At 60.5% G+C, this 25745-nt stretch carries 21 protein-coding genes, 1 tRNA gene and 5 pseudogenes; 12 read left to right on the top strand and 15 right to left on the bottom strand.

The features are described from left to right. Positions 1 to 202: 202 nt before the first annotated feature. Together AB3L03_RS11095 and AB3L03_RS11090 are read right to left on the bottom strand one after the other, a co-directional pair. Positions 203 to 424 (bottom strand): hypothetical protein, encoded by a 222-nt coding sequence (locus AB3L03_RS11095; protein ID WP_368508572.1) that lies wholly within the window; start codon positions 422 to 424, stop codon positions 203 to 205. 709 nt (positions 425 to 1133) lie between these two features. After that, positions 1134 to 1814 (bottom strand): annotated as a pseudogene (locus AB3L03_RS11090) (exonuclease SbcCD subunit D); the annotation flags it as partial. 973 nt (positions 1815 to 2787) lie between these two features. Here AB3L03_RS11090 and AB3L03_RS11085 point away from each other — a divergent pair. Further along, positions 2788 to 4278: a DUF459 domain-containing protein gene (locus AB3L03_RS11085; protein ID WP_368508571.1), complete on the top strand. Its 1491-nt coding sequence runs from the start codon at positions 2788 to 2790 to the stop codon at positions 4276 to 4278. 127 nt (positions 4279 to 4405) lie between these two features. On the opposite strand, the pseudogene AB3L03_RS11080 reads toward AB3L03_RS11085, so the two are convergent. Next, positions 4406 to 4519, bottom strand: a pseudogene (locus tag AB3L03_RS11080) (IS5/IS1182 family transposase); the annotation flags it as partial. A 217-nt stretch (positions 4520 to 4736) separates the two neighbouring features. Between AB3L03_RS11080 and AB3L03_RS11075 the strand changes: the two are divergent. Next, positions 4737 to 5030 carry an oleate hydratase gene (locus AB3L03_RS11075; RefSeq protein WP_368508570.1) on the top strand — a complete coding sequence of 98 codons (294 nt, stop codon included), beginning with the start codon at positions 4737 to 4739 and terminating at the stop codon, positions 5028 to 5030. A gap of 155 nt (positions 5031 to 5185) precedes the next feature. Then, positions 5186 to 5935, top strand: coding sequence for an SDR family oxidoreductase (locus AB3L03_RS11070; protein WP_368508569.1), 750 nt, complete (start codon positions 5186 to 5188; stop codon positions 5933 to 5935). Between the two features lie 962 nt (positions 5936 to 6897). On the opposite strand, the gene AB3L03_RS11065 is transcribed toward AB3L03_RS11070, so the two are convergent. Continuing rightward, a complete protein-coding gene (locus tag AB3L03_RS11065) occupies positions 6898 to 7155 on the bottom strand; it encodes a hypothetical protein (RefSeq protein ID WP_368508568.1) in 258 nt (85 codons plus the stop codon). A 327-nt stretch (positions 7156 to 7482) separates the two neighbouring features. Then, positions 7483 to 7710, bottom strand: a complete 228-nt coding sequence (locus AB3L03_RS11060; protein ID WP_368508567.1) for a hypothetical protein — start codon at positions 7708 to 7710, stop codon at positions 7483 to 7485. Between the two features lie 356 nt (positions 7711 to 8066). Here AB3L03_RS11060 and AB3L03_RS11055 point away from each other — a divergent pair, with 356 nt between their 5' ends. Continuing rightward, a complete protein-coding gene (locus AB3L03_RS11055; RefSeq protein WP_368508566.1) occupies positions 8067 to 8336 on the top strand; it encodes a DUF1488 family protein in 270 nt (89 codons plus the stop codon). Between the two features lie 384 nt (positions 8337 to 8720). On the opposite strand, the gene AB3L03_RS11050 is transcribed toward AB3L03_RS11055, so the two are convergent. After that, on the bottom strand, positions 8721 to 8990 hold the full coding sequence (locus AB3L03_RS11050; protein WP_368508565.1) for a hypothetical protein: 270 nt from the start codon (positions 8988 to 8990) through the stop codon (positions 8721 to 8723). 732 nt (positions 8991 to 9722) lie between these two features. On the opposite strand from AB3L03_RS11050, the gene AB3L03_RS11045 reads away from it, so the two are divergent. Beyond that, positions 9723 to 9959 (top strand): hypothetical protein, encoded by a 237-nt coding sequence (locus AB3L03_RS11045; RefSeq protein WP_368508564.1) that lies wholly within the window; start codon positions 9723 to 9725, stop codon positions 9957 to 9959. A gap of 1127 nt (positions 9960 to 11086) precedes the next feature. Here the strand turns inward: AB3L03_RS11045 and istB are convergent. The 3 genes and pseudogenes from istB to AB3L03_RS11030 all read right to left on the bottom strand — a co-directional run bounded on the left by istB (position 11087) and on the right by AB3L03_RS11030 (position 14210). Further along, positions 11087 to 11899 carry an IS21-like element helper ATPase IstB gene (gene istB, locus AB3L03_RS11040; RefSeq protein WP_368508563.1) on the bottom strand — a complete coding sequence of 271 codons (813 nt, stop codon included), beginning with the start codon at positions 11897 to 11899 and terminating at the stop codon, positions 11087 to 11089. Then, positions 11896 to 13378: pseudogene (gene istA / locus AB3L03_RS11035) on the bottom strand (IS21 family transposase). Before istA ends, istB begins: the two are co-directional and overlap by 4 nt. A gap of 613 nt (positions 13379 to 13991) precedes the next feature. Continuing rightward, positions 13992 to 14210, bottom strand: coding sequence for a hypothetical protein (locus AB3L03_RS11030; protein ID WP_368508562.1), 219 nt, complete (start codon positions 14208 to 14210; stop codon positions 13992 to 13994). A 939-nt stretch (positions 14211 to 15149) separates the two neighbouring features. Between AB3L03_RS11030 and AB3L03_RS11025 the strand changes: the two are divergent. From AB3L03_RS11025 to AB3L03_RS11005, 5 genes and pseudogenes are all read left to right on the top strand, one after another. Beyond that, positions 15150 to 15544: pseudogene (locus AB3L03_RS11025) on the top strand (TauD/TfdA dioxygenase family protein); the annotation flags it as partial. Continuing rightward, on the top strand, positions 15541 to 15870 hold the full coding sequence (locus tag AB3L03_RS11020; protein WP_368508561.1) for an ABC transporter permease: 330 nt from the start codon (positions 15541 to 15543) through the stop codon (positions 15868 to 15870). The pseudogene AB3L03_RS11025 and the gene AB3L03_RS11020, both read left to right, overlap by 4 nt. Before the next feature lie 185 nt (positions 15871 to 16055). Further along, a complete protein-coding gene (locus AB3L03_RS11015) occupies positions 16056 to 16343 on the top strand; it encodes a helix-turn-helix domain-containing protein (RefSeq protein ID WP_368508560.1) in 288 nt (95 codons plus the stop codon). Next, positions 16340 to 16987: a HipA N-terminal domain-containing protein gene (locus AB3L03_RS11010; RefSeq protein WP_368508559.1), complete on the top strand. Its 648-nt coding sequence runs from the start codon at positions 16340 to 16342 to the stop codon at positions 16985 to 16987. Before AB3L03_RS11015 ends, AB3L03_RS11010 begins: the two co-directional genes overlap by 4 nt. After that, positions 16882 to 17622 (top strand): HipA domain-containing protein, encoded by a 741-nt coding sequence (locus AB3L03_RS11005; RefSeq protein ID WP_368509029.1) that lies wholly within the window; start codon positions 16882 to 16884, stop codon positions 17620 to 17622. The genes AB3L03_RS11010 and AB3L03_RS11005 overlap by 106 nt, the downstream gene beginning before the upstream one ends. A gap of 105 nt (positions 17623 to 17727) precedes the next feature. Here AB3L03_RS11005 and AB3L03_RS11000 read toward each other — a convergent pair. Together AB3L03_RS11000 and AB3L03_RS10995 are read right to left on the bottom strand one after the other, a co-directional pair. After that, positions 17728 to 18857: pseudogene (locus tag AB3L03_RS11000) on the bottom strand (IS5 family transposase); the annotation flags it as partial. A gap of 28 nt (positions 18858 to 18885) precedes the next feature. Then, positions 18886 to 19473, bottom strand: coding sequence for a hypothetical protein (locus AB3L03_RS10995; RefSeq protein WP_368508558.1), 588 nt, complete (start codon positions 19471 to 19473; stop codon positions 18886 to 18888). A gap of 745 nt (positions 19474 to 20218) precedes the next feature. On the opposite strand from AB3L03_RS10995, the gene AB3L03_RS10990 reads away from it, so the two are divergent. Beyond that, positions 20219 to 20452, top strand: a complete 234-nt coding sequence (locus AB3L03_RS10990) for a hypothetical protein (protein WP_368508557.1) — start codon at positions 20219 to 20221, stop codon at positions 20450 to 20452. Positions 20453 to 21909: 1457 nt separating this feature from the next. Here the strand turns inward: AB3L03_RS10990 and AB3L03_RS10985 are convergent. The 3 genes from AB3L03_RS10985 to AB3L03_RS10975 all read right to left on the bottom strand — a co-directional run bounded on the left by AB3L03_RS10985 (position 21910) and on the right by AB3L03_RS10975 (position 24164). Continuing rightward, a tRNA-Val gene (locus AB3L03_RS10985) sits at positions 21910 to 21984 on the bottom strand. 156 nt (positions 21985 to 22140) lie between these two features. Continuing rightward, on the bottom strand, positions 22141 to 23439 hold the full coding sequence (locus AB3L03_RS10980; protein ID WP_018458351.1) for a hypothetical protein: 1299 nt from the start codon (positions 23437 to 23439) through the stop codon (positions 22141 to 22143). Positions 23440 to 23558: 119 nt separating this feature from the next. Further along, entirely contained in the window at positions 23559 to 24164 is a 606-nt protein-coding gene (locus tag AB3L03_RS10975; RefSeq protein ID WP_018458350.1) for a DUF1134 domain-containing protein, read from the bottom strand. Positions 24165 to 24303: 139 nt separating this feature from the next. Between AB3L03_RS10975 and AB3L03_RS10970 the strand changes: the two genes are divergently transcribed. Further along, positions 24304 to 24789, top strand: coding sequence for a YHS domain-containing (seleno)protein (locus tag AB3L03_RS10970; RefSeq protein ID WP_204513698.1), 486 nt, complete (start codon positions 24304 to 24306; stop codon positions 24787 to 24789). A 14-nt stretch (positions 24790 to 24803) separates the two neighbouring features. On the opposite strand, the gene AB3L03_RS10965 is transcribed toward AB3L03_RS10970, so the two are convergent. Beyond that, positions 24804 to 25631 carry a 3'(2'),5'-bisphosphate nucleotidase CysQ gene (locus AB3L03_RS10965; RefSeq protein ID WP_085348586.1) on the bottom strand — a complete coding sequence of 276 codons (828 nt, stop codon included), beginning with the start codon at positions 25629 to 25631 and terminating at the stop codon, positions 24804 to 24806. Positions 25632 to 25745: the final 114 nt, after the last annotated feature.

Raw genomic sequence — 25745 nt, 5'->3', positions numbered from 1 at the left:
ATCGGCAGTGGCGCTATGGATGCCCCGTGAGTCAACCAGACCCACCCGGCCGTCAGGTTCGGGTGAATAGGCCCGCAACGCAGCCTAGCAAGGCATCCACCGGTCCACGCCAGGGGCGGCATCTTCCTTATCTAGCGGCTCGATTGTGTAGGGTTTATTCCCCCGACCGCGGATGAACTGCCGCTTCAGACGCAGCTGGCAACTATTGAGCTTCAGCCTGCTTTTCTAGAAATCTGATCACCTCCTGAATCAAATAGCTAATGTTGTGAAGGTCTATACCGACCTCATTGTAGGCCATCGTATTGAAGGGGGCAGTGTTGAACGTTCCATAGCCAAAAACCGCACTTGCCAGGGGAATTGTCCCCTCCTTATGCGGTGCTTTTTCATCGTCACTTCTGACGTGCTTGAAATGATGGGCCATCATATCGACGATCGCGAACTGCGGGCATTCCTTCCGCCATTTATCTTTCCGTTACGCACGCCAGGAAAGCATGCCGTTCTGACGCAGGGTTACGTTTGAAATCCTCGAAGGTCGGTTCAACAAATTGTTCTATGTAGTATTTGAGGGCGTTCACCATTCGCTCCAAGGGATACAGCGCGCCGGATTAGCGGTTGCCGCCTTTCAGGCTGTCGTACTCGTCCAGCAAGAAATTCAGATAACTACGTATCAGATTGCAGAATAGCCGAGCTTCGTGGCCCGACATCTCCGCTTCGGCTGTGAGGGTCCCGCCATGCCGGACCCCTCCACCTGTAGGAGAGGAAAGATAGCCGTGCAGCGTCTTCATCCAACCGATGGCCTGCTCAGCAACCTGGCCCTTTCGGTGTTGTCTCAGCTCATCGGCGATCTTGTTATAATATTTGCCCTGGATCGTCGCTTCGCCAACCGGAATGCCTTGAAACGCCGTCGCCACGGTTTCCAGCAACCATAAGATTTCCTGCACGGCTTGTCGGTTTTGGCCGGCGGTCAGGTAGTCCTGTGCCTGCTTCAGCGAACGTTGAATTCGCTCGTGCGCCATCTCATCCAACGACGCTGGTAGTTGCTCCATCGTGACCGGATTCGGAGGCGTCCGTGCAATTAAGTGGGGAGGGCTGACCTCGTAGCCAGCATCATGGTTGCCCAGCACGTGATTGATCACCGATTTTGAACCTGCCTCGTTGATGTCGCGGCCCTGCGGCATACCGGGCATTATGAGCGCGCTTGCGCCCTCCACCGCCGAACGTTTGTGCACATGGCCGAGGGTCCAACGGTTGAAGCCAGTAGTTTGGAGGTCCGCGACGCTGCATGGCGCGGAGCGGTCGGGGCCCGGGGCGCCGCCTAGACTCGTGTGCATGATGCCTATATTGACGGCTCCCTCGACGAGCGGGCGAAACCGTCCAAGGAGGCTCTCCGGGGCGTGCGGCTGCGCAAAGCTCAGCCCGTGGACAACAACGGGGACTTGCCCTGGGGCGCGATCAATATCAATTGCTTCTGCTCGCTCCCCAAAGATCTCCACGGAATCGGGCAGTACCAATTCTTTAGTGGTTTTGACAGCGCGCCGTAATTGCCGCGGATGATAAAGGTGCGGATGCCAGCCTGATCGAGGCGCGGCAGCTGTTCGGCCAGGAAGCGAGCCGTCTTCGTTGAGGTCTGATCGCCGTCGCAGAGATCGCCGGCGATCAGCAGCGCGCCGACCTGCTCATCCAGGCAACAGTTAACGACCAGGACGAAGGCGCGCCATTGCCGAGCAGTTCCGCCAGACCGGAATGGCGCAGCGCCAGCAAGCGCAGCGGGAATCAACTGGGATATCCGCGGCATGGACCAAGCGATACGTCAACCTCTCCATCCTATGTTCGGGTCCCCGCGCATGTGTTGGGACCTTACACGCTGTTCAATCGGCGTGATATGGAAATACCCGAGCGAAGTCGGTTTACCAGCAACAATCACACGAACGACCGGTTATCTCTCGGGAATGGGCATGACTGACGAGCCGATCGACGACGTCTTTGGACTGGGCAAAGAAGCTCTCGTCGTGGAAGCAGGAGGCGCTGTGGCGGCTCGCTATCTGTAACGACCTCACGGAGGGGAACGCCGAGGAATTGCTCGCTATGGTCAAGACGGCTGCGGGCTTCAGTCTCGCGAGCCCCCCTCCGGGCCCGGTCCCGTTCGCCAAGCCCACTTCGGGGGCGAGATGCACCAGCCCATCATCTTGAAAGACATCGCCAACGTCGAAAACATCAACCGGCTCGTTCCAAAGGGGCGCTCTCCTTTTTGCCCTCCCGAAGCCGCGTGGTGCAACGACCAGTCCTGGTAGTTGTGCCACGGCTTCGCCGGACGATATATCAGACCGTCAGCTTGGGCTGGCCATGCTGAAGTTAGCGGCGCGTGATAGGGACAGCGCTCTACTGCAATCGGGTGCCGAGTCACGTGCCCGCTAACTTCCCTTGTTACGTTTTGGGGCGATCGAAGCAGGATAGATAAATGCTTTTATATCTTCCGCTGCGCGGCGTTCGCGGCTTCCTCGCACAGGAAAATGAGGACAGTCATGAAGAGCGATATGTCAGGCTGGTCAATCGGCCCTTTGATTGCGGTTTGTTGTCAAGCTACCATTCTTCCTCTCTCCAGTGACACGCTGGTAGCGATTGCTCCGTCGGAGCTGGTCAGGTTGCGGAGACGGAGCGATCGCGGATGGCGAGACGATTGCCTAGGGGGCTTGGCAATTGACGTCGGTGGCGGCTTGGTCGAGTTGGCTTGATGCCTTCGTGTTGGTCTCTGCCGCGGCAGTTCTTCGTCTTGTGCGGTCCACGAGCATGTCAAACAAACTAAGAAATCTGCGCATCTTTACCGACAGAGGTCCCCCGATTGCGCTGACCATCGCTCTGGGGATGGTGGTCGGCGTTGTCGGCCCGACATCGGCGCAGTTCTTCAATTTCGGCGGATATCAGCAGCGGCCGCAGCCGCACCGCGGTGGCGGGTTCGGCGGCGGCTGGTTTGGTAACGACATGTATAAGCCGTCTGCTCCCCAGCGTCGTTGGGATCGGCGGCAACCCTTATCCCCCGCGCGGGAGGACTTTTCGAGCGCCCCCGCGGTCGGAAAGCGCGATACTGTACCGGAGCGCCATGTTCTTGTGCTCGGTGATGCCATGGCGGACTGGCTCGCCTATGGTCTTGAAGACGCCTATGCCGAACAGTCTGACATGGGCGTGATCCGCAGACATAAGACCGTCTCAGGCCTTATCAAATATCAGCCGAAGGGCAATCCGGCCGATTGGGCCGCCGCAGCCAAAGGCATTCTCCCCACCGAAAAAGCAGACGCCATCGTCGTCATGCTCGGACTCGATGACCGGGTCGGGATCCGCGAGCCGCCGGCTGAGAAATCCGACATCAAGTCGTCGGAAAAAAAGCTAGACAAGAAGGATGCCAGAGCCAAGCCGGAGGGCGGTACGAACGCCGACGCGAAGCCGGATGACAGACTGGTCGATACGGAATTGTCGCCCGATGACGCCGCCGACGCGCCGGCTATCGAACCGGAGAGTAGCACGCGCTCGCCGAACGGCCTCTATGAGTATCGCGAGAAACGCTGGATCGAGCTCTACAAAAACAAGATCGAACAGATGGTCGGGGTGCTCAAATCTAAGGGTGTGCCGGTGCTATGGGTTGGCCTGCCGGTGGTACGTGGCGCGAAGGCAACAGCCGATACCGTGTTTCTGGATTCGCTCTATCGCGAGGCGGCCGGCAAGGCCGGCATCACTTATGTCGATGTCTGGGACGGCTTTGTCGATGAAGCTGGCCGTTTTATGCAGCGCGGTCCCGACTTCGAAGGCCAGGTCCGTCAGCTGCGCTCCTCCGACGGCGTGTATTTCACCAAGCCCGGCGCCCGCAAGCTTGCGCATTATGTCGAACGCGAAATCAACCGGTTGTTGGCTGCACGTTCCGCGCCGATCGCGCTGCCGACGGAACCGGCATCGCCCGACGTCAATGCGCTGCCGGGTCAACCGGCCCCGCGCCCGCTCGCCGGACAGATCCTTCCCTTGGTGGCCGCCTCTATCGGCACCGATCAATTGCTCGGCGGTCCAGGCGCGCCGGTGGCAATGGATGCGGTAGCAGCACGTGTCTTGGTCAAAGGTGAGCCCTTGTCGGCACCGGCCGGTCGCGCCGACGATTTTGTCTGGCCGCGCCGCGAAGTCGGACGCGAGGGGTCTAAGGATACTCCTATGGCATCGGCATCGCCCGATGATCGCATCCCGGTTTCGGCCCCGGCGCCAATGCTAAAGCAGAAAAAGAATCGCAGCCAAAGGTGAGGCGCTGACGTTTTGGCCCGCAGGTCTCGCTCAGCGGTGCCTCTTCGGGGCAATCGCATCGGTTTGCATCTGAGCCCGTGGGCATGACAAACGCAGTTCGCACCTGGAGCAACACTAGAGTTCAGACTCAATTGATCCAATAGGCGACGATGGCGGCGAGGTGGACGGCAGCCAAGAAGTTTCTGGCAAGTTTTTCGTAGCGAGTAGCGACACGCCTGAAATCCTTGACCCGAGAAGAGAAGATGGGTGGGAAAGAGAATCTAGAGCTGTCACGAGCGGGACCGTGACATCCTAAAGGTTGCGGCGCTCAATGGACACGATTCCGGTTCTGAACAAAAAGCGAAACGGTAGCTCTTGGAAGCTTGGGGGCCGTTGGCCGAGCATGAGCTCGGACTTCGGTCGGCTGAAAGCCTTCTCGGGAAGTAGTGCTAGGCATGCCGGACTGATCACGATCAGGGGTGCCCAATTGGCTTCTAACCTTGATTCGAAACGCACGGCCTCACTATTTCGAACAGCCGACGAATGGTCGGGTCTACGTGCTGTTCGCTGACAAACCTGGTAACCGTCTCCGTAAGCGCGAGCCGGAGGGCGCGAGACGTGACGTCCTGATTGAGTTGCTTTCGCAATTGGCTTTACGGATGGTATTCGGCACATTTGTCGACAGCTCACGGGTCGTGAACGCAATGACGCCCCACATCACATCTCGGTTTATGCAACGGACTGGTACGGACCGACCGGAAATCATTCCCTAGGGATCGCGCAAACGCCGCGTAGACCACCGTGTTCACCTTGCGTTTGAGTCTCGTCTCTTGAAAATGACCAGCATGATCGGGGAGTTCGTTTTAGTGGTTGAAAAACTCCACACTGCCGCTACCCAACAAACGAATCGAGGCGTGTCGTGAGGCGCGTGAAGGGAAAAGTCATTCTAGTCACGGGCGGGGCTCGAGGGATGGGGGCCACCCATGCCCGCCTGCTGGTAGACGAGGGCGCAAGAGTAGTGATCGGTGATCTTCTTGAGGAAGAAGGAGAACTCTTCGCGGCTCAACTGGGCAGGTCGGCTCTATATGTGCGTCAGGACGTCACAGAACCGGAGGATTGGGGCAACGCCATTGCGAGCGCAGAAAGTCGCTTCGGCGTGCTGGACGGCCTAGTCAACAGCGCGGCCATCTACAGCTTTGCGCCGATCGAGCAGCTCTCGCTCGAGCAGTGGAACAAGACTCTGGCGGTCAATCTGACCGGTGTGTTCCTCGGCATGCAGGCGGCTCTCCCGGCGATGCGCCGCGCTGGCGGCGGCTCGATCGTGAACATCTCATCGGCTGAGGGGCTGCGCGGTAGTGCAGGGCTCAATGACTATGTCGCCTCGATGTTCGGGGTTCGCGGTCTGACGAAGTCCGCCGCCCTGGAGGCGGCGGCGTCGGGTGTGCGAGTGAACTCTGTTCATCCAGGCTTGGTCACCGGCCCGACGAGCAAGAATCAGGATGGCTACCGCTTTCCGATTCCACTCGGGCGGGCCGCCCACCCCCAAGAAGTGTCGCACGCCGTGTTGTTCCTGCTAAGCGACGAGTCCTCCTATCTAACCGGATCGGAAATCGTGGTTGATGGCGGTCTGACGATAGGTCTCCCGCACAAATGTCTGCCACCGGAAAGCATCTTTTGAAAAACATCGACTCCTGGTGTCGTCCGGTCAAAGCAGCTTCAAACTCTCGACCGATCTCTCCTTCCTTGAGAAGCTGTAAGACTTGATGCAAACAATGCCGAAACGCGTTATGACCAACAGTCCTTCAAGAATCCGAGCAGCTATTCGGACCGTTAGATTAGCTTTCACGGCCGTCTTCCGTTCGATCCGCAATGTGCGTCCGGTATACCGGCGATCGAGGAGAGGCGTGCGGAACGACGACTCGCAGGGGAAATGCATCTCCGGCCATGAGGAAGGGGATCTGCTGCGCGATCCCGCGGCTCGCAAATGGGCCGACAGTCCCCTGCAACCTCCTGAGAACTGAGCGTTCCGCGGCAAGCCGATAGATTTTCATGCACGTCGGCTCTGCGCGTGGGGGGCGCGAACTAAGTCCCGACTGCGGGGTCGTGAATGCCGGAGCGAAGGCGCAGGATTTTAAGAGTGGAGTTCGCGGCTGCAATTTAGTCAATCCGAACCCTCTGGAAGAACTTAGGACGAAGATCTCTCCGCAAAGTGTCCATCAAACGATACACAAAAAAGCACCGAACATAGTTCTGTTCTTCCGTCGCATAGTCCAGCAAGTCAGGCAAGGTCAGGGTCTAATAGCGAGGAAGACGAGTTTTAAGAAATCCAGCTCGGATCGGCCCTTGCGGGTCGACGCTGAAAACGTCGGTTAGGTCGAGAGTACGAGCTGGACCATTTGAGTCCGGACTGTAGAGCACGTTTTCTATCGATGGATCGGAAAGCATAGGCTCGCGGGCCAGATCGTGATCCATCCGAAGGGGGTGGTGATGGAGGGCAGGCCGCATGGTTAAACCACTCTCGCCGGACCTTCGCATTCGCATTATTATGGCGGTGCAAGATGAAGGGATGAGCTGCCGGGGCGCTGCCAGCCGTTTCGGGGGGCGCCATCGACAGCGATCGCGCTGGTCAGCAATCGGCGTTCAGCTCGGATTGAGGGCTATGCTGCAGAGATCCTCTCTTTGGTCGAGACTACGCCCCACATGACGTTTGCCGAGATTGCAGACCATATCTTGCACGGCGAGCGATTTGTGCCGCGTGTGGTCGAGCGTTTCTTGTGTGGTCGCAACATCATTTTCAAAAGAATCATCGCACGACAGCGGGCAGGATCCGCCGGTCATGACCGCTAAACGAGCAACGCAGGTCAGCTCGAGTTCTTCAACCGGGAAGAGATAGTTCAAGATGACGTTGCGCTGTTCTTCAACTACCGAAACTGGGGGTTAAAACTCTAGGATGAACAAGCCGGACCAAATTCGCTTTCCGTTGAGCCAAAGCTCCAGGCGAGCCAGGTCTCGCCGTAAACATGTTTATGGTTGGCAGAGAGGCACCCGGCACGATCGGCTTCGTAATAGCTTGTCGTAGCTTGCGTGCTCGATTTGCTAGCTTTCGAAGTCGGCCAGGCCTGTCTGTTGAGGCGCAGAAGCGTGGCCTGCACCTCCGCCTTTGGTCGCCGGAGTCCATTTCGTTTACCTAGTAACGTACCACAGGCGAAACAGGTCCTAAAGCGGTCAGTTAATACGGTGACGAAGCTGAGTCGTGACGGCGCGCTCGTCGTCGGCGTATTCCTGCGCCACCCGGCGAGCTTCTAAGTTGCGCTCGTCCAGCTCAGCGAGGGTCACGACTTGCTCGGCCCTCCGGACCAACTCTTCGTAGTTTTCCGCGACCTTGCGCAGCGTGTCTTTGGTTTCAGGAAACTGGCAGTTTTCGGCCTTGGCGTGAAACTCCTCCGCACGCATAAGCCAGTACCTCGGGGTGTGCATTCGCTCCACGCCCATTCCCCTGAATCGGACCATTCCAGTTTCTTAATGCAGGTTAAGTCCGCCAGTTTCTGAATGCACGTAAAAAGGGCAAACAGGCAGGGAAGCGTCAAGAACCCGGCAGATAGGAACGATGCCTACCAGCCGATTTTGTTCTGCATGCGTTTCAGACGCATGAGGCTATCGGGTCAGTAGCAGGGAGCGGCCTCAGCCCTGGGTCGAGCCACCTTGGCCTGGGGCGTTCTTTCGGCTGAAGGGCTTAGCGCTGCGATGAGGGTTAGGCTTCATCCCGGCTGAGCCGCCATTTATTGAAGACTGAGCCACGGACTCCCGAGATGCCCCTTACCTCTGATCCATCTGGCGAGTTCGATGCCGCGAACAATGAAGCGTTGTTCTTTGCGATGTTCGCGGGCGACAACCGCATCGATTGCAGAGTAGATATAGCCGCTCTGCGGGATCGAGCTGCGGAAGACGGATCCAGCCCAAACGACGTTATCGAAACCTTCAAGAGGTATCGCTCGACGATTGAGCGGATCGCAAGTGAACAATACGACACCGGCGCAACGATGCCGGTTGTGCGAACGCATCAGCGTACGCCGCGGTAGCGCGTTCGGCCTTCCTGTCTAGGGTCAGCGAAGACTCGATCCTGGCGGCCGCAGCCTCGCCAATATCCTGCCAGCGGCAGCTCTGACGGTAATTGCCTTGTTGAGCATGGCCGCCATTTGTTTCCCAATTCGCAAAGCTTCTAACTCGTCCTCGGCATCCAAGGTCATGATCGTACTTTCTGGACAAGCGACGTCATCGCAGTCCTGCAAGCGTCCGGGGTCAACATGGTTCTTCAGGGCACCGCCCTTCATTCATAGGCCGCTGTGGCCGTAAGCAGGCCAGACCCGGACGATGGAGAGACGGGGCTGGAGTTATAGGCCGGGGCCGCTCCGCCAGCTCGGACGAGCGAGCGAGACAACAAACCAAGTAGTGGGGGCCGGTTCCTAACGGAGCGTCAGCAGGTCTTGGCCGGGCGCCCGTAACCGCACGTAGGTACCGCTTTCGTGTAGCTCCAGCCAGGCCTTTTCAACCGCGTGCCTAATGCCGGCGCCGAACTCCGCGCCGCTTGCCTTGAGCGTGTAGAGGAAGGGGTATTTGATCTTCTCGATATGGATTCTGCCGTCCTGTACCGCATCACTCCTCGAAGCTAGCTGAACGAGCTGGCGCGCGGCGACTTCCGGAGCGGCAAAAGGGCGTTCGGTGACGTGCTTCATCGCTGCAATCAAAACCTCAGCCTCATGCTTGGCCTGACTTGCCCGCGACTGTCATGCCAGTTTGGGACGATATGCACAGATCCTGCGGCGCCGCATGCCGAGCAGACCAGGCGCACGCCGACGCACGACCACGGCTGATCATGCGGGAGTGTGTCGAGCCGCACGTCGACGCTGCGATCGCAGTGGCCATTCAGGCATTGGATGTTGCAGGTCACATGCCCGTCAGCCAGCCATTCAGCAGGAGAGCGGAGAGGATAATGGCCGGCCCATTTAGTGTATCGGCGAGTGCGCATGCCACTATCAAGCGGCATCCTAAGTAGCTCGCAAATTATCCATTCCTAGTAGGTCGACACAGTCGCGAGCTACTGCGCGTGGTGGGTGTGGAAAAGTCGCCTGAAGCTCCGCTGGTTCACCCGGCAGGTGCTCCCCTTAGCCGATAAGCGAAACAAAGCCGCCGGGCAAACAATACGTTGTCCGCGGCCTGATATCCGTTCAGCCCCGGGACGGGATTAGCAAAAATCCCGGACAGTCATCAGTATAGGCGCACGGTGTGGAGGTTCAGTTCGCTTTCAAAAGATATACCCCAAAGCCCGCCGGCTTACGCCAGCATTGCCATGCTACAAAACAAGGGCCATCGAGGGTCCCTCTGTCCGCATCGATCAAGAGCGATGCCGAGGCAGGTGCCACTATTTTCTTGTAGCGATTTGGTCCACGCAGAAGGGAGTGCGCGGAATGATTAAACCCATTTTATTTGCTTCCATTGCTCTGGCTTTGATCGGAGGCGCTGTACAGGCTCAGCAGGGCGCGCCTTGCAACCCGCAAGACAAAAATTGGAAAGGTGCCAGCAGCTCGCTACCGGACGCGGTTTTTCGAGTGCGGGCGGAAGAGGAAAGGGAGAAGGTCGCGCAAGCGGGAGTTCGTGATCGCCGGCATGCACGGGAAGCAAAACTAACCAAGCGCTTATCTTGAGCAGGAAGAGGCTGCCGGGCTCGAAATGCCAGTCCCCCGGCAGCACTCTTGTCTTAGACTGGGCACTGAAATCCCACTCCTGTTCAATTCGGCAATGATCATGCTACAGGGCTGATAACCAAATCAGCGGCCAGTTCACGCTGGGGCTGATGCAGGAACCGGTGTCGCCCCGAACGGTTGCACCACAAGCCTCTGTTGTTGCGCGTATAGGTCCGAGGCAAATAGGGAAGGTAATCCTGGCCTCAGAAACAACCCCACCTGATTCACATAACTGAAATGCCGAGCCACCGAGCGGTGCGGCACCGTCGACAGGTCGCAGCTCTAACGTTGGGAGTCTACGGAAGCCCCCTTCCCACGGAGCCAGCCAGCGTGCGAGTCGCGGCCCTCCAACAGGACCGCGCCCGCGTGCCAGCTCACGGCCCGCGGCGGCTTGGCACCGAGTTTATTCGCGCCATGCGCTGTCATGTCTTCACGCTCGACGACTGCGGCAGAACACTGGACTGCAACAGATTGAGTGCGTTGGCCCGGGAGATGCTCTTCAGGGTCAGCCGCCGCGGTAAAAGACCGGCTCGAAGTCTGGTGCGGTTCCCGCCGCTCGCGGCCGCTCGCTTGTTATGAGCCCGATCGCAGTCGAGTGAGGCCGCTGCTGCGTCTGAGCGAACTCTTGACGGTGGCCGAGGGCCGCGTTCTCAAAGGCGAGCAACACATCGCCCACCAAGAAAAAGCTGATCGCTCGGCTCAAGCGCGAAGGACGCGAGCTCACTTGGCTTTCCATTTTGGATACACTGATCGAAGTCCAAAAGGCTTACTCACGGGAGCGCGCTCTGATTGCCCGGGAGCTGGCAAAACGGCCGAGCTAGAGATTTCGACCTGTTGGAGCCGCCGGCGACGATCACCGTCGGACGCCTCGTCTAGCTTCTAAGCCCATGCGTGACGCGTCAATCGCAGCGGCACGAACCGCCCGGACTAGCGGCAGACTTCGCGCTGTTGGAGGTGATTTATAGCGCGACAATCTGGATGGGAAGCGCGCGACAATCAGGATGGCGAGTCTGTGTCGCGGCGAAGTGATGATTGCCGCGATGATTGTCGCGTGCAAGAGTTTTGTTCGCGCTGATTGTCGCGGAGCGTCAATCAGCGAGTGTTTTTGGTGTCGCGTGCGAGGGTGGTCGCCCTGGACCACGCTTCCGTTCGAGCGCGGTACGCCTGCGATAGCTTTCGACGTTCATCTCGACGATGGTGGCGTGGTGAACGAGGCGATCGATGGCGGCGAGCGTCATAGCAGGGTCCGGGAAGACCCTGTTCCACTCTCCGAAGGGCTGATTGGCGGTGATCAGTATGGAACGCCGCTCGTAGCGTGCGCTGATGAGCTCGAACAGCACGCTGGTCTCGGCCTGGTCCTTGGTGACGTAGGCAAGATCATCGCAGATCAGGAGGTCGAAGCGATCGAGGCGGTTAATGGCGGCCTCGAGATTGAGCTCGCGGCGCGCCACCTGGAGCTTCTGCACGAGATCGGTGGTGCGGGTGAAGAGGACGCGCCATCCGTTCTCGATAAGGGCCAGGCCGATCGCTGCCGCCAAGTGACTCTTGCCACCGCCGGGCGGCCCGAACAGCAGCAGATTGGCGCCCTTGCCGATCCAACCATCGCCGGCGGCGAGCGCGGTCACCTGCGCCTTGGAGATCATCGGCACAGCCTCGAAGTCGAAGTTGTCGAAGGTCTTTCCAGAGGGCAGCCGAGCCTCGAGGAGATGGCGCTCGACCCGACGGCGACCGCGTTCGGCGACCTCGTGCTCGGCACTGGTGGCGAGGAAGCGGGCCGCCGGCCGGCCTTCTCTGTCGGACTGCTCGGCAAATTGCGGCCACAGCACCTTGATGGCGGGCAGCCGCAACTCGTTGAGCAACAGATTGAGGCGCGCGGTGTCGACTGTGTTGGCCGTGCTCATGCGGTACCTCCGATCTCGCCGGCACCGATGAGGCACTCATAGCTGGCGAGCGGGGCGAGCTGCACCACGACCTGCGGCATGCAGGCGGGATCGGGCGCGAAGTAAGCGCACAGCCGTCCGAGGTCGGGCAGTTGGCCAGCGTTAAGGTCAGCCGCGAGCTGATCGGCGAGTTCGGCCTCGCAGCCGCGCTCGTGCGCCAGAGCGAGCAGATCGACCATGAGCCGGCAGGCTTTCTTGTCCGGCAGCCGTTCGCGCAAGCGATCGAAGGTTCGGCGATAGGCATCACGCGGGAACAGCCGATCACGGTAGACGAGATTGAGCAGCGCCATTGGCTTGCGCCGCAAGGAATGGATCACGTGCCGATAATCGACGACCTGGTCGTGCTTGCCATTGGGATGCGGCCGCCCACGCGGCAAGGTGACGAGATGGGTGCCGCCGACGAACACGTCGAGACGATCGTCGTAAAGGCGCACCCGCAGTTGGTGCCCGATCAAACGCGACGGCACGGTGTAGAACACCTTGCGCAATGTGAAGCCGCCGCTTGACGTCACGCGGACAATCACCTCCTCGTAGTCCGAGGTGCGGCGATCTGGCAGCGCCTGCAGGGTGGCGCGCTCGTGGTCGATGCGCTTGGTGCTCCGGGCATTGCGGCGGCTGACGATCTCGTCGATGAAGCCGCGATAGGCGGCGAGATCATCGAAGTCGGCAGTGCCGCGCAACAGCAGCGCATCGGCGATCGTGCGCTTGAGATGACCATGCGAGCTCTCGATCGCCCCGTTCTCGTGGGCGATGCCGCGATTGTTGCGGGAAGGCCGCATGCCGTAGTGGGCGCAGAGGTCCTCGTACCGCCGGGTCAGATCGTCCCTCGCATTGCGGTCGAGAGCAGAAGGCGGCCGACAGGCTGTCGGTCCGATGCTCCCGCGGTGCCCCACCGAGCGACCACAGAGCATTCTGCAGCCCTTCGGTCAATGCGACGAAGCTCTCGCCACCGAGCACGACATGGGCGTGTTCAAACCCGCAATAGGCCAACCGGAAGTGATAGAGGCGATGATCGAGCGGCACGCCCGCGATGGTGACCCCAAGCTCGCCCATATCGGTGAAGTCGGAGAGGCTGACCTGGCCCACGTCGTGGGTCTGGCGGAAGATGACCTCCTGCTCGGCGCCATGGATTGCTCGCCAGGCGCGGATCCGGCGCTCCAGGGTGCGGCGGATTCCGGCCCCCAGCTCAGGATGGCGTCGGAGTATCTCCTCGAAGATAGCCACGGGCCGCACGCCGGGAGCCCCCTTCAGCATCGGCACGACCTCCAGGTCGAAGACGTTGGCCAAGGGATCCGGCCGGCGCCTTTGCCGCGGTGACTTCTTTTGCGACGGAAGACGCAGATCTTTCTCGAGCCGATAAGCGGTCGACGAACTGAACGACACCTTCGCGGCCGCCACTGGCGGCGAATTGGTTTGACGGAACTTCATGTAGAGCCTCATCTGGTGATCGGTGAGATGGCAGCCTGGCAACGGGTGATTCCTCTTTGGCGAGAAGAACCATCCATCACCGGCCAGCCGCGATCACCAGACGGCGCGGTCCGCTCGGATCGCGCCGTCGCCGGGCTCGTAACTCCGGTCGGGCTACGCCCTCCCTGCGTCACGAGCCCGGCGAAGCTCTCTCATCCTGATTGACGCTGCACTTCCATCCTGATTGCCGCGCCGCAGTGATTTCTCGTCCACAGGGATGCGTGCCGCTTCTGTTTTCGTTAGTGCGAAGATCACCCAATGCGGTGCTCGCGTTGAACGAGTCGGCGAGACACTTCTCCGCCGCATCTCCGGCGGCTGGCAGCACCTGCGACACGTTAGCCCTGTGCTATCTCACGTGCATTTTCTCGACGATCGCATAGAGCAGCACGAAGATCGGCAAGAAGACGAAGAACCAAACGGCCTCTGGTTCGGCCCGGGAAATTCACGGTTCGGATCTGTTTCCGTGCCGAACGGCACAGGTGGCACTGGCGGCTTTGTACGGCTGCGTTTTACCGCTCGGCTTAGCAGCCGTCGAATCGCTGGTTCGTCCGGATCGCTTGCGCGTCGGCTCTGGTTCGTCACGACTTTAGACCGCGAACATCAGCGGGTATTTGCGGACCAGTTCGAGGTCAACATAGCCGGCGGCATTGATCCACTCGTGGGGACAGTGAACGATCGAGCCAGGGTCGAGCTCCAGGCCATCCCGTTTTATTGCCTCGCGCGTCCCCAGTCGGCCGGCCCATTGTCTCCGTCCGTTTGGATCAGGGCGCATCGCGTCGAACACGGCGGTGTCGTTCTTCGTCATCGCAATTCCAGAGGTGTTCAAACCAATCTTTACGGAATGACCTCAGCTTGCCGCCGGTGTTCTCGCCGACAAGTGACATTCGCTTTTGCAGTTGCTCACCTTAAGCCCGCATGGGTCGTGCTGACGTTTTCCGTGTCTCACTCTCGCTGTTGCAGGTTGCCGAAAGGGAGTTTAGGGAAGGGTGATCCAGAATTGACAGGTGCGGCCGGACCAGCCTCGGCACCCGCGGGCCGCAAGGTGGCTAGCTGTCTGCTCCTCAGGGTGGGTGGGCCGCCAGCATTGGATCGATCTCTTCGTCGAGTCAGCGCTTCCAGTGGCTTTAGGAGGAAGCCCACCACCCGTCGGGGAATGGCTCCAGCAAAGTCCAATCGACTTGGTTGTCGTTGTCAGGGGGGCTGATAGCTCCTGCATTCCCGTTTAGTGGCGCGTGGCGACGGAGGCGAACAGACAAACCGCCCCGTTCACGACGTCGAACGCGGCGCGACGGTGGATGTGCCAAGCGTAATGGAGGCACACCGCGGGCGCTTCGCTCAGCTTCTTGCACCAGATCTCGAAGATCTTCCAATTCTGAGAGCTGAGAGGTGAGTTCGCTAAGTCGTTCGGCGTAACGGATTGCGCGAGAGCCTCGCATAAATGTCCTCCCCAGCACAAAAGCTCTATCAGGATGGCGTCAGAGCAAAGCGCGAGTAGTAAAAGTAGAAGACTACCATCGGTAAACAGCGGATTTCAACACGTCAGGCTTAGTGGCCCTAGGACTGCGTCCTCCCTTGCCAACCCGTCAACGATCTTGACCTATTTTGCCGAAAGCCTGGTTGGGCGTTCGCAAAAGGGGCTGACGTCACATCAGTGTCGCAAAAGTCCCTCGATGGCATGGCAGAAATCGCCTTCTGCGTCGAAAGTTGTCAATCGGCGTTCGGCCATGCCGAAATACATGAAGCGGATAGGAAGCACTTCGACGAGGTGTTCACCGGAACGATCTAAGAGACCGAGCATCCGGTGGTGCGCGTCCATCCCGAGACCGGAGCGCACGCTCGTGCTCGGCAATCTCGTGCAGCGCTTCGTCGGCGTGCCGAAATACGATGGCCAGAAGCTGTTCGACCTGTTCCAGTCGCATATCACGGCACGGGAAAACACCGTGCGCTGGAGCTGGGAGGCCGGCGACGTTGCGATCTGGGACAATCGCGCCCACGCAACATTACGCGGTCAACGACTATGGCGACCAGCACCGCGTTGTGCGCCGCGCCACCATCGATGGGGATGAACCGCTCAGCGTCGGCCGTCGCCGCAGCCTGACTCGCGTCAAGGCATCCAAGCCCCAGACATTGCCGCGGTGAAACACGTCCATCCGTTGCTGATCAAGTCGGCGCGGACCATGGGTGCAACCCCGCAGCAGCTGTTTCGCAAGGTGATCGTTCCGGCGGCGCTTCCCACTATCTTCGTCGGTATTCGTCTCGCCAGCGCATCGGCCATGCTGGTGCTGGTTGCGTCCGAAATGGTCGGCGCCAAGGCCGGCCTCGGCTATCTCATCATCAACAGCCAGTACAGCTTCCTGATTCCGCAGATGTATTTCGGCATTCTCAGCATCACCGTCATCGGGCTGGCGTTCAATGCCATTCTGGAGGCACTGGAGCGGCGCTCGCCGAGCACGACCCGTTCGTAATCGATCCAGAAGCGGCCGGAGCGGACGTTGAGGGCCGGGTGAATATCGACGCCGATTCGCCCCGAGTCACGTAGAAATTCGGCGCTCGATGACATTTGAGTGTGTCGTCGAATGGTGACATTTTAGGATTGTCAACGAATGTCGACATATGTGAAAGTAAGCGAACGCTGACTTTTGGAAATCCCATGCTCGTACGCACCCCGGCCGAACTCGGCGCCGTCCTTCGCGACCGGCGCAAGAAGCTCAAACTCGATCAATCGACGTTTGCCAAACGCATTGGCGTCAGCCGCCAGTGGGTGATCGAGGTTGAGCACGGTCACGCGCGCGCGGAGCTCGGGCTGATCCTTCGCGCCCTTGACGCCCTGGACATCCGCCTGGATGCGAGCACCGAACAAACGCCCGCCCGCGGGGCCACCAGGCCAGCTGTCGATATCAACGCCATCGTGGCCAAGGCCAGGAAGAAAAAGGCATGACCAGCGAAGTTGTTGCTCTGCTGGATGGTCAGGAAATCGGCCGCCTGCGCAATGGCGCCCGCGGCCGGCTCACCTTTGTCTACGACAAGGACTGGCGCCAAGCCGAGGGAGCCTATCCGCTGTCGCTCTCCATGCCTCTCGCGGCCGAAGAGCACGGTCCTTCCGCCGTGCAGGCTTTCCTCTGGGGACTCCTGCCCGACAACGAACGCGTGCTCGAACGGTGGGCCCGAAGATTTCAGGTGTCCGCGCGGAACGTGTTTGCCCTTATTTCCCATGTCGGCGAGGACTGCGCGGGTGCCATTCAGTTCGTCACGCCTGATCGGCTGGAGGCCTTGCGAAGCGGCGCCGACGACAAGGTCGAATGGCTTGAGGAAACGGCGATCGCCAATCGCCTGCAAACTCTACGCGAGGATCACGCCGCATGGCGGTTGCCGCGCGATACCGGACAATTCAGTCTTGCGGGTGCCCAACCCAAAACCGCCTTGCTTCTGCAAAAGGCAAATGGGGAATTCCCTCTGGGCGCATTCCGACGACGCATATCCTCAAACCGCCGACCGGCCATTTCGACGGACACGCGGAAAAAGAACACATCTGCCTCATACTTGCGCGCAATCTCGGTCTGCCCGTCGCCGACACCCAGGTGATGCATTTCGGAAAGGAAATCGCCATCGTCATCGAGCGCTACGACCGGCAGTTTAGTGGGAACGAGATCGTCCGTGTCCACCAGGAAGATATCTGCCAGGCGCTCGGCATCCTGCCGACCATGAAGTATCAAAACGATGGCGGACCAAGCCCTGCCGATGTGATCGAGCTTTTGCGCACCTACTCCACGGATCGCGTCGCGGACGTTGACACGTTTGTCGACGCGCTCGGCTTCAATTGGCTGATTGCGGGTACGGATGCTCATGCCAAAAATTATTCGCTGCTGCTGGCCGGAGGCCCTCACGTACGGCTCGCGCCGCTCTACGACATTGCGAGCGTTCTTCCCTACGATGACGGCGATCTGCAGAAGATCAAGCTCGCGATGAAAATCGGCGGTGATTACAAGCTCAGCCAGATTAGTTTGCGCGATTGGCAGAAGTTCGCGCGCGAAACGCGCCTCGATCCTGACAAGGTGATCGCCGGACTGATTTCCATGGCCGAGCAGCTTCCGGACATTGTAGCCGCCGTACGGAAGCAAGCGCAGAAGGACGGGCTGCACAACGCCATCATCGGGCGCCTCGACGACCACTTGATTGCCAGAGCCAAGCAATGCCGTCGACTGCTCGGAGGTATATAGCTCAGACCAGCCGCCAGCAGGATGATGATGGTCAGCAGCAAGGCTGCCGATCACCATCGACATGTCGCTGTCGACGTCAACGGCAGCACCAGCATCAGTCGTCCGTTAAGAAGGCGAATTGAGCGGGGCTGGACCGGCCAGCACGCGGCATAGTCGGACCAGGAACAGGCACAAGAGTTCTCTGAGCCAGGCTAGGATGCGGCGGAAGTTGTGGCCAACGGCTGAGAGGATGACGTTGGCGGCGTCTCCGGCACGGCCTTTGAGGTAGCAGCGACCGAGGTGACCTTCGGTCTTCATGTGGCCGATGATGGGCTCGATGGCGGAGCGGCGGCGCAGCTCGCGCTTGATGACGCCGAAGACGCCGCGCTTTTGGCCGGAGATGAAGACGCGACGTGGATTTTGAGCATCGTGGCCGCGGTATCCCTTGTCGACATAGGCCCGCTCGATCGGACATCCGGTGAGCGTCTCGGTCGGTCGATGACGTTCCGCATGTGACCGTCGTAGGGATTTTCGGGCAGCGAGCTGGCATGCAGTACGAACAGGCCGCCGGGAGCTCGGCGATTGTTGGTGACGATGGAGGCCTTCACGCCGAACTCGTAAGGGGCTGAGGCCTTGCCTTTGCCGATGCACTCCACCTCCGGGGCATGAAAGGAATAGAGCTTCCAGCCGCGCTGGCGCTGCTGCTGGGAGCGGATCTGGCTGGCTCGGCCAAGCGGAAGGGCGAATGCCTCCTCGAGGGCTGGCTGGCCCTCGATCTTGCGACGGATCTCGCGGATGATCCGGCCCAGCCGGCAGCGCAGGATACGCAACTGCCGCTGATGCCGCCCGAACTGTTTGGCATGGGCGTAGCGGCCCGCCATCATCGCAGCGGCCTTGGCCACGCGAGAATAGGATTGCCGGAGCCTGACGCTGTGCCTTCTCGCCAGGCGGTTGAGGCCCTGGATGGCCGCATGAAGCAGCTTGGCGTCGGTCGGGAAGGTGATTGCCTTCGGCTGCACCGTGGTGTCCGTGACGCGCTTGAGGTCCTGGCTGCGTAAGGCGCCGGCTTCGTGCGCCACCCGCAGGCTCTCCGCCAGCAGCAGCTCCAGCTTGTCGCCGAGCCGCTTGCGCCAATGGCTCAGGTCCGAGCGTTCGTGCGGGAAAGCGTGCCGGAAAAACTCTTCGCCGGTGAAGAACTGGAAATAAGGGTCGTGGACCCAGCGCTCGCACACCCCCTCATCGGACAGCCCGTAGATAGGAGAATGGTCGGATGGATCGTGCCGCTCAGACCGTTAGCACGCCCTGAAAGATAAACTCTGGCAGAACCAAAATTGTGAAGGTCGTTATTTTGAAGTAGTCCAAGAATGCGAACATCGCCATCACGACGAACCGCAGGACCAAGAACGCAACCGAAAATAAAAATGTGTTGATGTGATAGCGAAGAGCAACGCGTTCGGCGGTGGCACTAATATTGATGTTTAGCGCGGCCAGCAACAGCCCACCAAAGAAGCTGAACGTGCAGAAGATGGAAAAGGCGGAAATAAAATACTGTAGAATCTGGATATTCGTTCCAATGAGGTCCGAGAAGGTAAAAAGCTCGGTGAAGTTACCGGGTATCCTAGAAAAATAGCCCGCATTGAACGCAGAAATGGAGCACACGTACAAGAGAGAAAGAACGGTGAGAGATTCGCCTAGGCTAATTCGAGTTGGAGCACTCCAGAGATCGATCGGGCCAACGTCGTCAAGACCATATCGCGGCGCATAGAACTCGTCGCGGCTATACTCAGTAGCGTAGTTGCCGCGCTCAACGGGAAGATACTCTGCGCCTTCATAGTCGATCGGGGCCGCTCGGCGGCGCTTTCGTTTCGACAAGGTTCACACTCAATGGAATTCCGAATCAACTTTGACGAGAGTAACACACGTGGCGCGGGTCGAGCGCGGCAAGGACTGTGCTGTGCAATTTTCAGGGTCACCATCGCGAAAGGTATGGCGTGTGAGCGGTAATCTGACAATTCCCACGGACCATGGGGAGCGTACGCCTCGCCGCCATTTATTCCTCGAAGGCGTTCAGCGATCGGCCGTTCGGTGCAGCCGATTTTTATGTAATCGCTATTTGGTGAAACGACTACGCAGACAAACCCCTGCGGCATAGGCGCGGTCCCCCAACCCACGCTGGCAAAGTAACTGAGGACCGCCCGGACGTGGAATAGGCGGAACGTCTAGATTGCATGACTTGCGGGCAATCCTCCCGCATCAGCGGCTGATTGCTAATCAAAAGGTCTGACTAACCGATTAGCGGAATGATTGCGAGCTTGGTGGCCCTTCTTCTCCACGCCACAACGGCGCACGCCGTGCGGCGTCCATCCCTCGCGCAAAGGGATGCAGAGCTCCTCGCCGGGGGCATTCGGGAAAGGGCCGACGTCATGAAGTATGCCGGCGTCGCTATCACTGCCCCCTTCGCGGGTGCCCTCTTAAGTGGGAAGAGCGAGCCCCACGGCGGACAGCGCGGCCGGACCCAAGCTGATCGAGCAGAAAGACGGCGCATCACAAGGGTCAAACGCTGCCAATCGCCGTGGTTGCAATGCTAGAAGTTCCTGACCGACTGACTGGGGGCAGCATGGTTAAGGCATTTCGCAATATGGTCATGGCACTTACTTTTGTAGGAGTTGCCGGTTGCAACATGTTTTGGAATTTCATGAATGACTATATGGCCTGCGGCCTTGCGGTGGCGGCTTCAGTTGCAGCCGGCTTATGCGTTGAGCGCATCTTCATCGAGCGGTCCCGTCGGGAGATGATCCGCCTCCACGGCGCGGACTGGCATTCAGCGGAGAAGCGACAGCTCGACTCATGAGCATCACCCGTCGCACGCTCGTCGTTTTCATGATCCGATTGTTCGCATTCGACCCGAGGGGTCTAGCCCGATGATCAAACTGGTCCATCCATTCCGGTTCGCTCGCATCGAGCGCGTGCGAGAGCTGCTTGAACGAGACCCGAAATGGCAGTTGATCCGAATGCGGGCGTGAGCACCGCCAAGCTGGTGAGAGCCGATCCCCCAATGCTCGAAACAGGTGTGATACTCGGTCGAGATCCAGGAGGGGGCCGAACTGGGTCCTTCTTTGCGAGCCATGCGAGCGCTACGGCACCGCAACCGGTCAATACGCCCGAGTAGCATCACGATCTGGAAGGGCGATGACCATAAGCCGCCCCCGAGGTAGGGGATGCCGAAAGCGGACTCCCCGCTCCATTGGCCTTACCGCTTTACAATGTTGCCAGGGGGATCTCGTCGTAGTCGTCACCATCACCGCCAGCGAGGTGGTCAACCTAGATGAAGGGATGCTGCCGCCCAGGTAGTCAAGCAATAGACGATCAACGAACCGGAAGCGGTTTTGGGCTTTGTTCCAAGCTGCCGATCTTCAACCGCGAGATCGGGGTGCTCTTTGCGCCGCTGATGCGTCCTGCCGACACGAAGCCATCAGTGTTTACGAATGAGTTGGCTGGGTCAAAGAGCTTATGATACTTTTCCGCAATGGAAAGACTAAGACGGCGCGGAAGACTCGTAAAGCGGCCTGAGGATTCAACCGGACCGTAGACCGTCGGGGCCTTTCGTTGCGTGGCCTACTTTGAAATCCCGAGTGGGCTATTTCGGCCAGTACCTAGCACCGAGGACTGTCCTGATCCCTCCGCGAGTGTGGAATCAAGAAAGGGTCGCATCCGCGCGACCCTGCCGGAAATTTGTTGGGAATCAAATAACAGCCCCGGCAGGAGCAATCCTGACTCCTTCAATACGCCTGAGAAATCCGTAGTAGTAGCACGGTGTTCCGGTACGGATCCGAACGTGTCCTAGTTTCCCGAAACGAGTGTCCTACTCAGGAGAGCACCTAGCGCGAGGGCGCTGGCCTGTCTCCAGCCTCAGTGGCCGAGTTTGAAAACCGTAATGACAGTTTTAAGGAGAACGGAAATACAGCTCTCGATGAAGAATGCTGCAATGAAATGGTAATGAATCGGCTGAAACGCAAAGAAGCCACTGCCACCGCGTATTGAAGGCACTGCGGGCTACATCGAATGACCTAACAATCGTGCAACCGCGATTCCACGCGAGCCCTCCAACTCCATTGATCCTTGTCACATGGCGATTGTGCAGACGCGGATCTCGTCGTGAAACACTAACGAGCTTTCGCCGTCGGGGTCGGAGCGGCGGCCGAAGGTAGAGGGACAATCTTTTTGCGACGTGCCCCTGTTGTGCCCCAGACTTTTCGGGGCACAATGTGGGGGAAGTAACCCGCTAAGTCATTGTAACCATCGGACTAATGGTGGGCGCACAAGGGATCGAACCTTGGACCTCTCCCGTGTGAAGGGAACGCTCTCCCGCTGAGCTATGCACCCGAAACCATCATGCAGGCGACCCGAGTTTCGGCCGCCGATGCTTTGGAGCCCGCGATTTAGAAGTGCAGGCCGAAGGTGTCAAGTTTCGAGGCGCTGCCGGGCCGGAAAACCTTCCCCCGGACCCGCAATTCGGCGGTCAGACCATCTTGGGGCCGCTTACGCGCCCTGCTGGCGGGCGCGGGAGGCGTGGGCCTGGAGCGCGCGGATGCGTTCGGCCAGTGTTCCGCCGCCTTCGGGCAGGGTGCCTGCGGCGGTGCCGTTGGCAGGGGCGTCGTTGGCCGGGCGTGGCGCCGGCCTCGGCGGCTGGCCGGCCTCCGCCGCGAGCAGGGCCTCGATCGGCGAGTTCGGCCCTTCGAGCTGCATCGCGAGCTTGGCCACCTCGGCTGCGATGTCGTTGATGCGTTCGCGCAGCAGCGCGTTCTCCATCCGCTCGGTCGCCCAGGAGCTCTCGGCCTGTTGCTGGATCGCGTTGATGTCGCGCTGGAGCTTGGCGCGCTCGTCGCGGGCGGTGCGCAGCTGCTCCTCGAGCGCGGTCTTTTCCGCGCGGATCGATTCCATTGCGGCCGAGGACTTGCCGCCGCTCAACGCCGCGATCTCAACGCGCAGCTCCTTGATGATGCGCTCATTGGCCTCGTTGGCCTGGCGGAGCTGGTTGTTCTCATAGTCGCGTTCGGCGAGCAGCTTGCCCTGCGTGGCAAGGCGTCCCTCGAGATCGCCGACGCGGCCCGACAACATCTCGGCCTCTTTCACCTGCACGATGAGTTGGCGATCGAGGTCGGTGACGCGCTGGCTGAGGTTCTCGACGCGGCCGCGGGCGTCGCCGAGCTCGCGCGAAGCGGTCTCGGACTCGGTGCGCTCCTGCGCCAGCCGCGCCTGTGTCGCGGCAAATTCCTTTTCGGCGTCGCCGACGCGGTGCTTCAGCTCCTCGATCTGCGCACGGACCGCGACCAGCTCGACCTGACGGCTCTCCGCCATCATCGAGCGGTCGGACAGTTCGGAATTGATCTTTGCGAGCTCGCCCTGCTTGTCGGTCAGCGCGAGCTCGGCGGCGCGCAGGGCTGCGGTCTTGGTGTTGAATTCCTCTTCGGTGGCGCGGAGCTGCTCCTTCACCGCCTTCTCGCGCGCTTCGAGCGCGAAGATCGTGGCGTTCTTCTCGCCGAGCTCGATCTTCATGCGGTTGATGGCGTCGCTCTTCTTGCCGAGCTCGGCGAGCTGGCTCGTGGTCTTGTTCTTGAGCTGGTCGACGCTCATCTCCAGCCGTCGCGCCGACATGGCGAACTCGGCGCGGAGCTGGTCCTTGTCGGCCTGGATCTCGGCCATCGACAACGGCGTGGCGGCCTCGAGCCGGCGCGTGGTCAGGCGCACGGCGCGGTTATGCACCAGCGGCACGATCGCGAGCCCGCACAGCATCGAGAGCAGGAAACCGATCGCCAGGTACATGATCGGTTCGACCATGGGCCAGAACTCCCAAAGCTAAGGAAAAATTTACCAAGGACATTGCATGCGGGGCCGGCAAAAAGCCAGCCCCGACATGTCGTTAACCTTGATCCGTCGCCGGAGGGGAAAGCGGAACGCTAGAACGGGTTCCAGGTCGCGCGCGGGGTGAATTTCAAATAGCCGATATTGGCTCCCAGCCGCAGGCCGAGGCCCGAGCGGATCGGCACCAGCACGATGTTGTTGGCGGTGAGCGCCGTCATGCCGAAGCCGCCGATGATGTAGGCCGAGCCGTCGAGGCCGGCGAAGCGCTGGTAGATCGCGTTGGTGGCGGGCAGATTATAGACCAGCGTCATGGTGCGCGCGCCGTCGCCACCCCAGTCGAAGCCGAGCGAGGGACCCTGCCAGTAGACCCTGAGGTCACCTGCGTTCTTGGTGTAGAGCGTGCCTTCGCCGTAGCGCAGGCCGGCGACGAAAGCGCCGGACCCTTCCTCACCGAGGATATAGCCGTTGGGCAGGCCCCATTGGCTGACCGCCTTCTCGATGATCGAGGCGAGACCGCGCGAGACGTTGCCGAAGAAGCGATGCCCGGCGTTCACGAGTTCGTCCGGCCCATAGGTGCTGGGCGTCTGGGTCCGCTGCGGCGGCGGCAAGTCGGGCGGCGGCGGCTGCTGGGCGGAAGCCGGACTGATCCACCCGACCATCGCGGCAAGCGCGACTGCGGCAAGGCGTGATGCGAAAGTCATAAAAGAACCCCTGGTATCGAATCCGGTCGCTTCCTTAACCTGGCGCCAACAGGCGCGGCTCTAGGTTGCGCCGGATGTCCCCTCGACTCGGATGTTATCCGCAGCAACTATGACGGCACAACGGCAGGAAGCCAGCCCTTTGCGCCCCGGAATTGCCTTGATCGGCCTTCTGGTCTGCATGCTGTCGGGCATTTGGATCCTCTGCGCGGGGTTGCCGGCGCAGGCGGCCACCACCGAGCGGATCGTCGTCAACCGTTTCAGTGGCGTGGCGGTCGAGGGCTTCGACCCCGTGGCCTATTTCGTCGCTGGCACGGCCGTGCAGGGGACGGCCGAGTTCGAGGCGAACCTGTGGGGCGCCGTCTGGCGCTTTCGGAACGAGGGCAACCGGGCGTCTTTCCTCGCCCATCCCGAGGTCTACGGGCCGCAGTTCGGCGGCTACGATCCGGTCGATATCGCCCGCGGCGTCATCATCGCCGGTAACCCCCGCTTCTTCGCGATCGCGGCGCAGCGGCTCTATCTGTTCAGCCGGGAAGCCAATCGCGACGCCTTCGCCGCCAATCCCGAGCGCTTCCTCTATGAGGTGGGCAAGCGCTGGCCCGCCCTCCAGGACAAGCTCAGCCAGTAGGCCCCTTTACGACCTCAGAGTCTTGCCGCCTGCGGGTCACCCCAGGCAATGAACTCCGGGATGATGAAGCCGCCATCGTGCCGCTCGCCGAAGCGGAGCGCGCCGCCCTTGCCGTCGGTCACGCTGCCGCCGGCCGCGGTCACGACCGCGTAGCCGGCCCCGACGTCCCATTCACAAGTGGGCCCGAAGCGGGGGTAGATGTCGGCACTGCCTTCCGCGATCCGTCCGAATTTCACGGCCGAGCCGACCGCCTTTCTGACGGCGCTGGGGCGATGATCGATGAACGCCTCGGTTCGGGGATCTCCATGCGAGCGGCTCACCGCGGCGATCCAGGGCTCGCCCAGGGGCGGCAGCTTGCGGGTATGGATCGGCTCGGCAGCGCCGATGGTTGCGCCGTCGAACCCGACGCGCTCGGCGCCACGGCCGACGATGCCGCGCCAGAGCAGCCCGAGTGCCGGCGCGCTGACGATGCCCAGCAGCGGCACGCCCGATGTCACCAGGGCAAGGTTGACGGTGAACTCGTCGCGCCCGGCGACGAACTCCTTGGTGCCGTCGAGCGGGTCGATCAGGAAGAAGCTGGCGCGGAACGGCGGCGAGGCGAGCTGGGTCCGCTCTTCCGAGAGCGTCGGGATGTCGCCCGCAAGCTGTGCCAGCCCGTCCGCGATGATGCGGTCGGCCGCAAGGTCGGCCTCGGTCACCGGCGAGCCGTCCTGCTTGCCGTCGACCCGCATCGCTGCGCGGTTGACCGCGAGGATGGCTTCGCCCGCCTTCACCACCAGGGCGGTGAGCGGCTCCATCAGGTGGGAGGCGGCCGCGCCGTCGATGATCCGCTTCACCTGCATGCCTCATTCATCGGCAATTCCATCCCTAAGCGAGTGATTCGCCGCGGCATTAGGGCCGCTTCGAACCGATCGCAAGCTAGCTGCCACAGGCTTGCGAATGTTAGAACCTGCGGC

Origin of the sequence: Bradyrhizobium lupini (genome assembly GCF_040939785.1) — a bacterium.
Lineage (GTDB): Bacteria > Pseudomonadota > Alphaproteobacteria > Rhizobiales > Xanthobacteraceae > Bradyrhizobium > Bradyrhizobium canariense_D.
The sequence above is the reverse complement of the archived record's forward strand: the minus strand, read 5'-3'. Positions and strand labels throughout refer to the sequence as shown.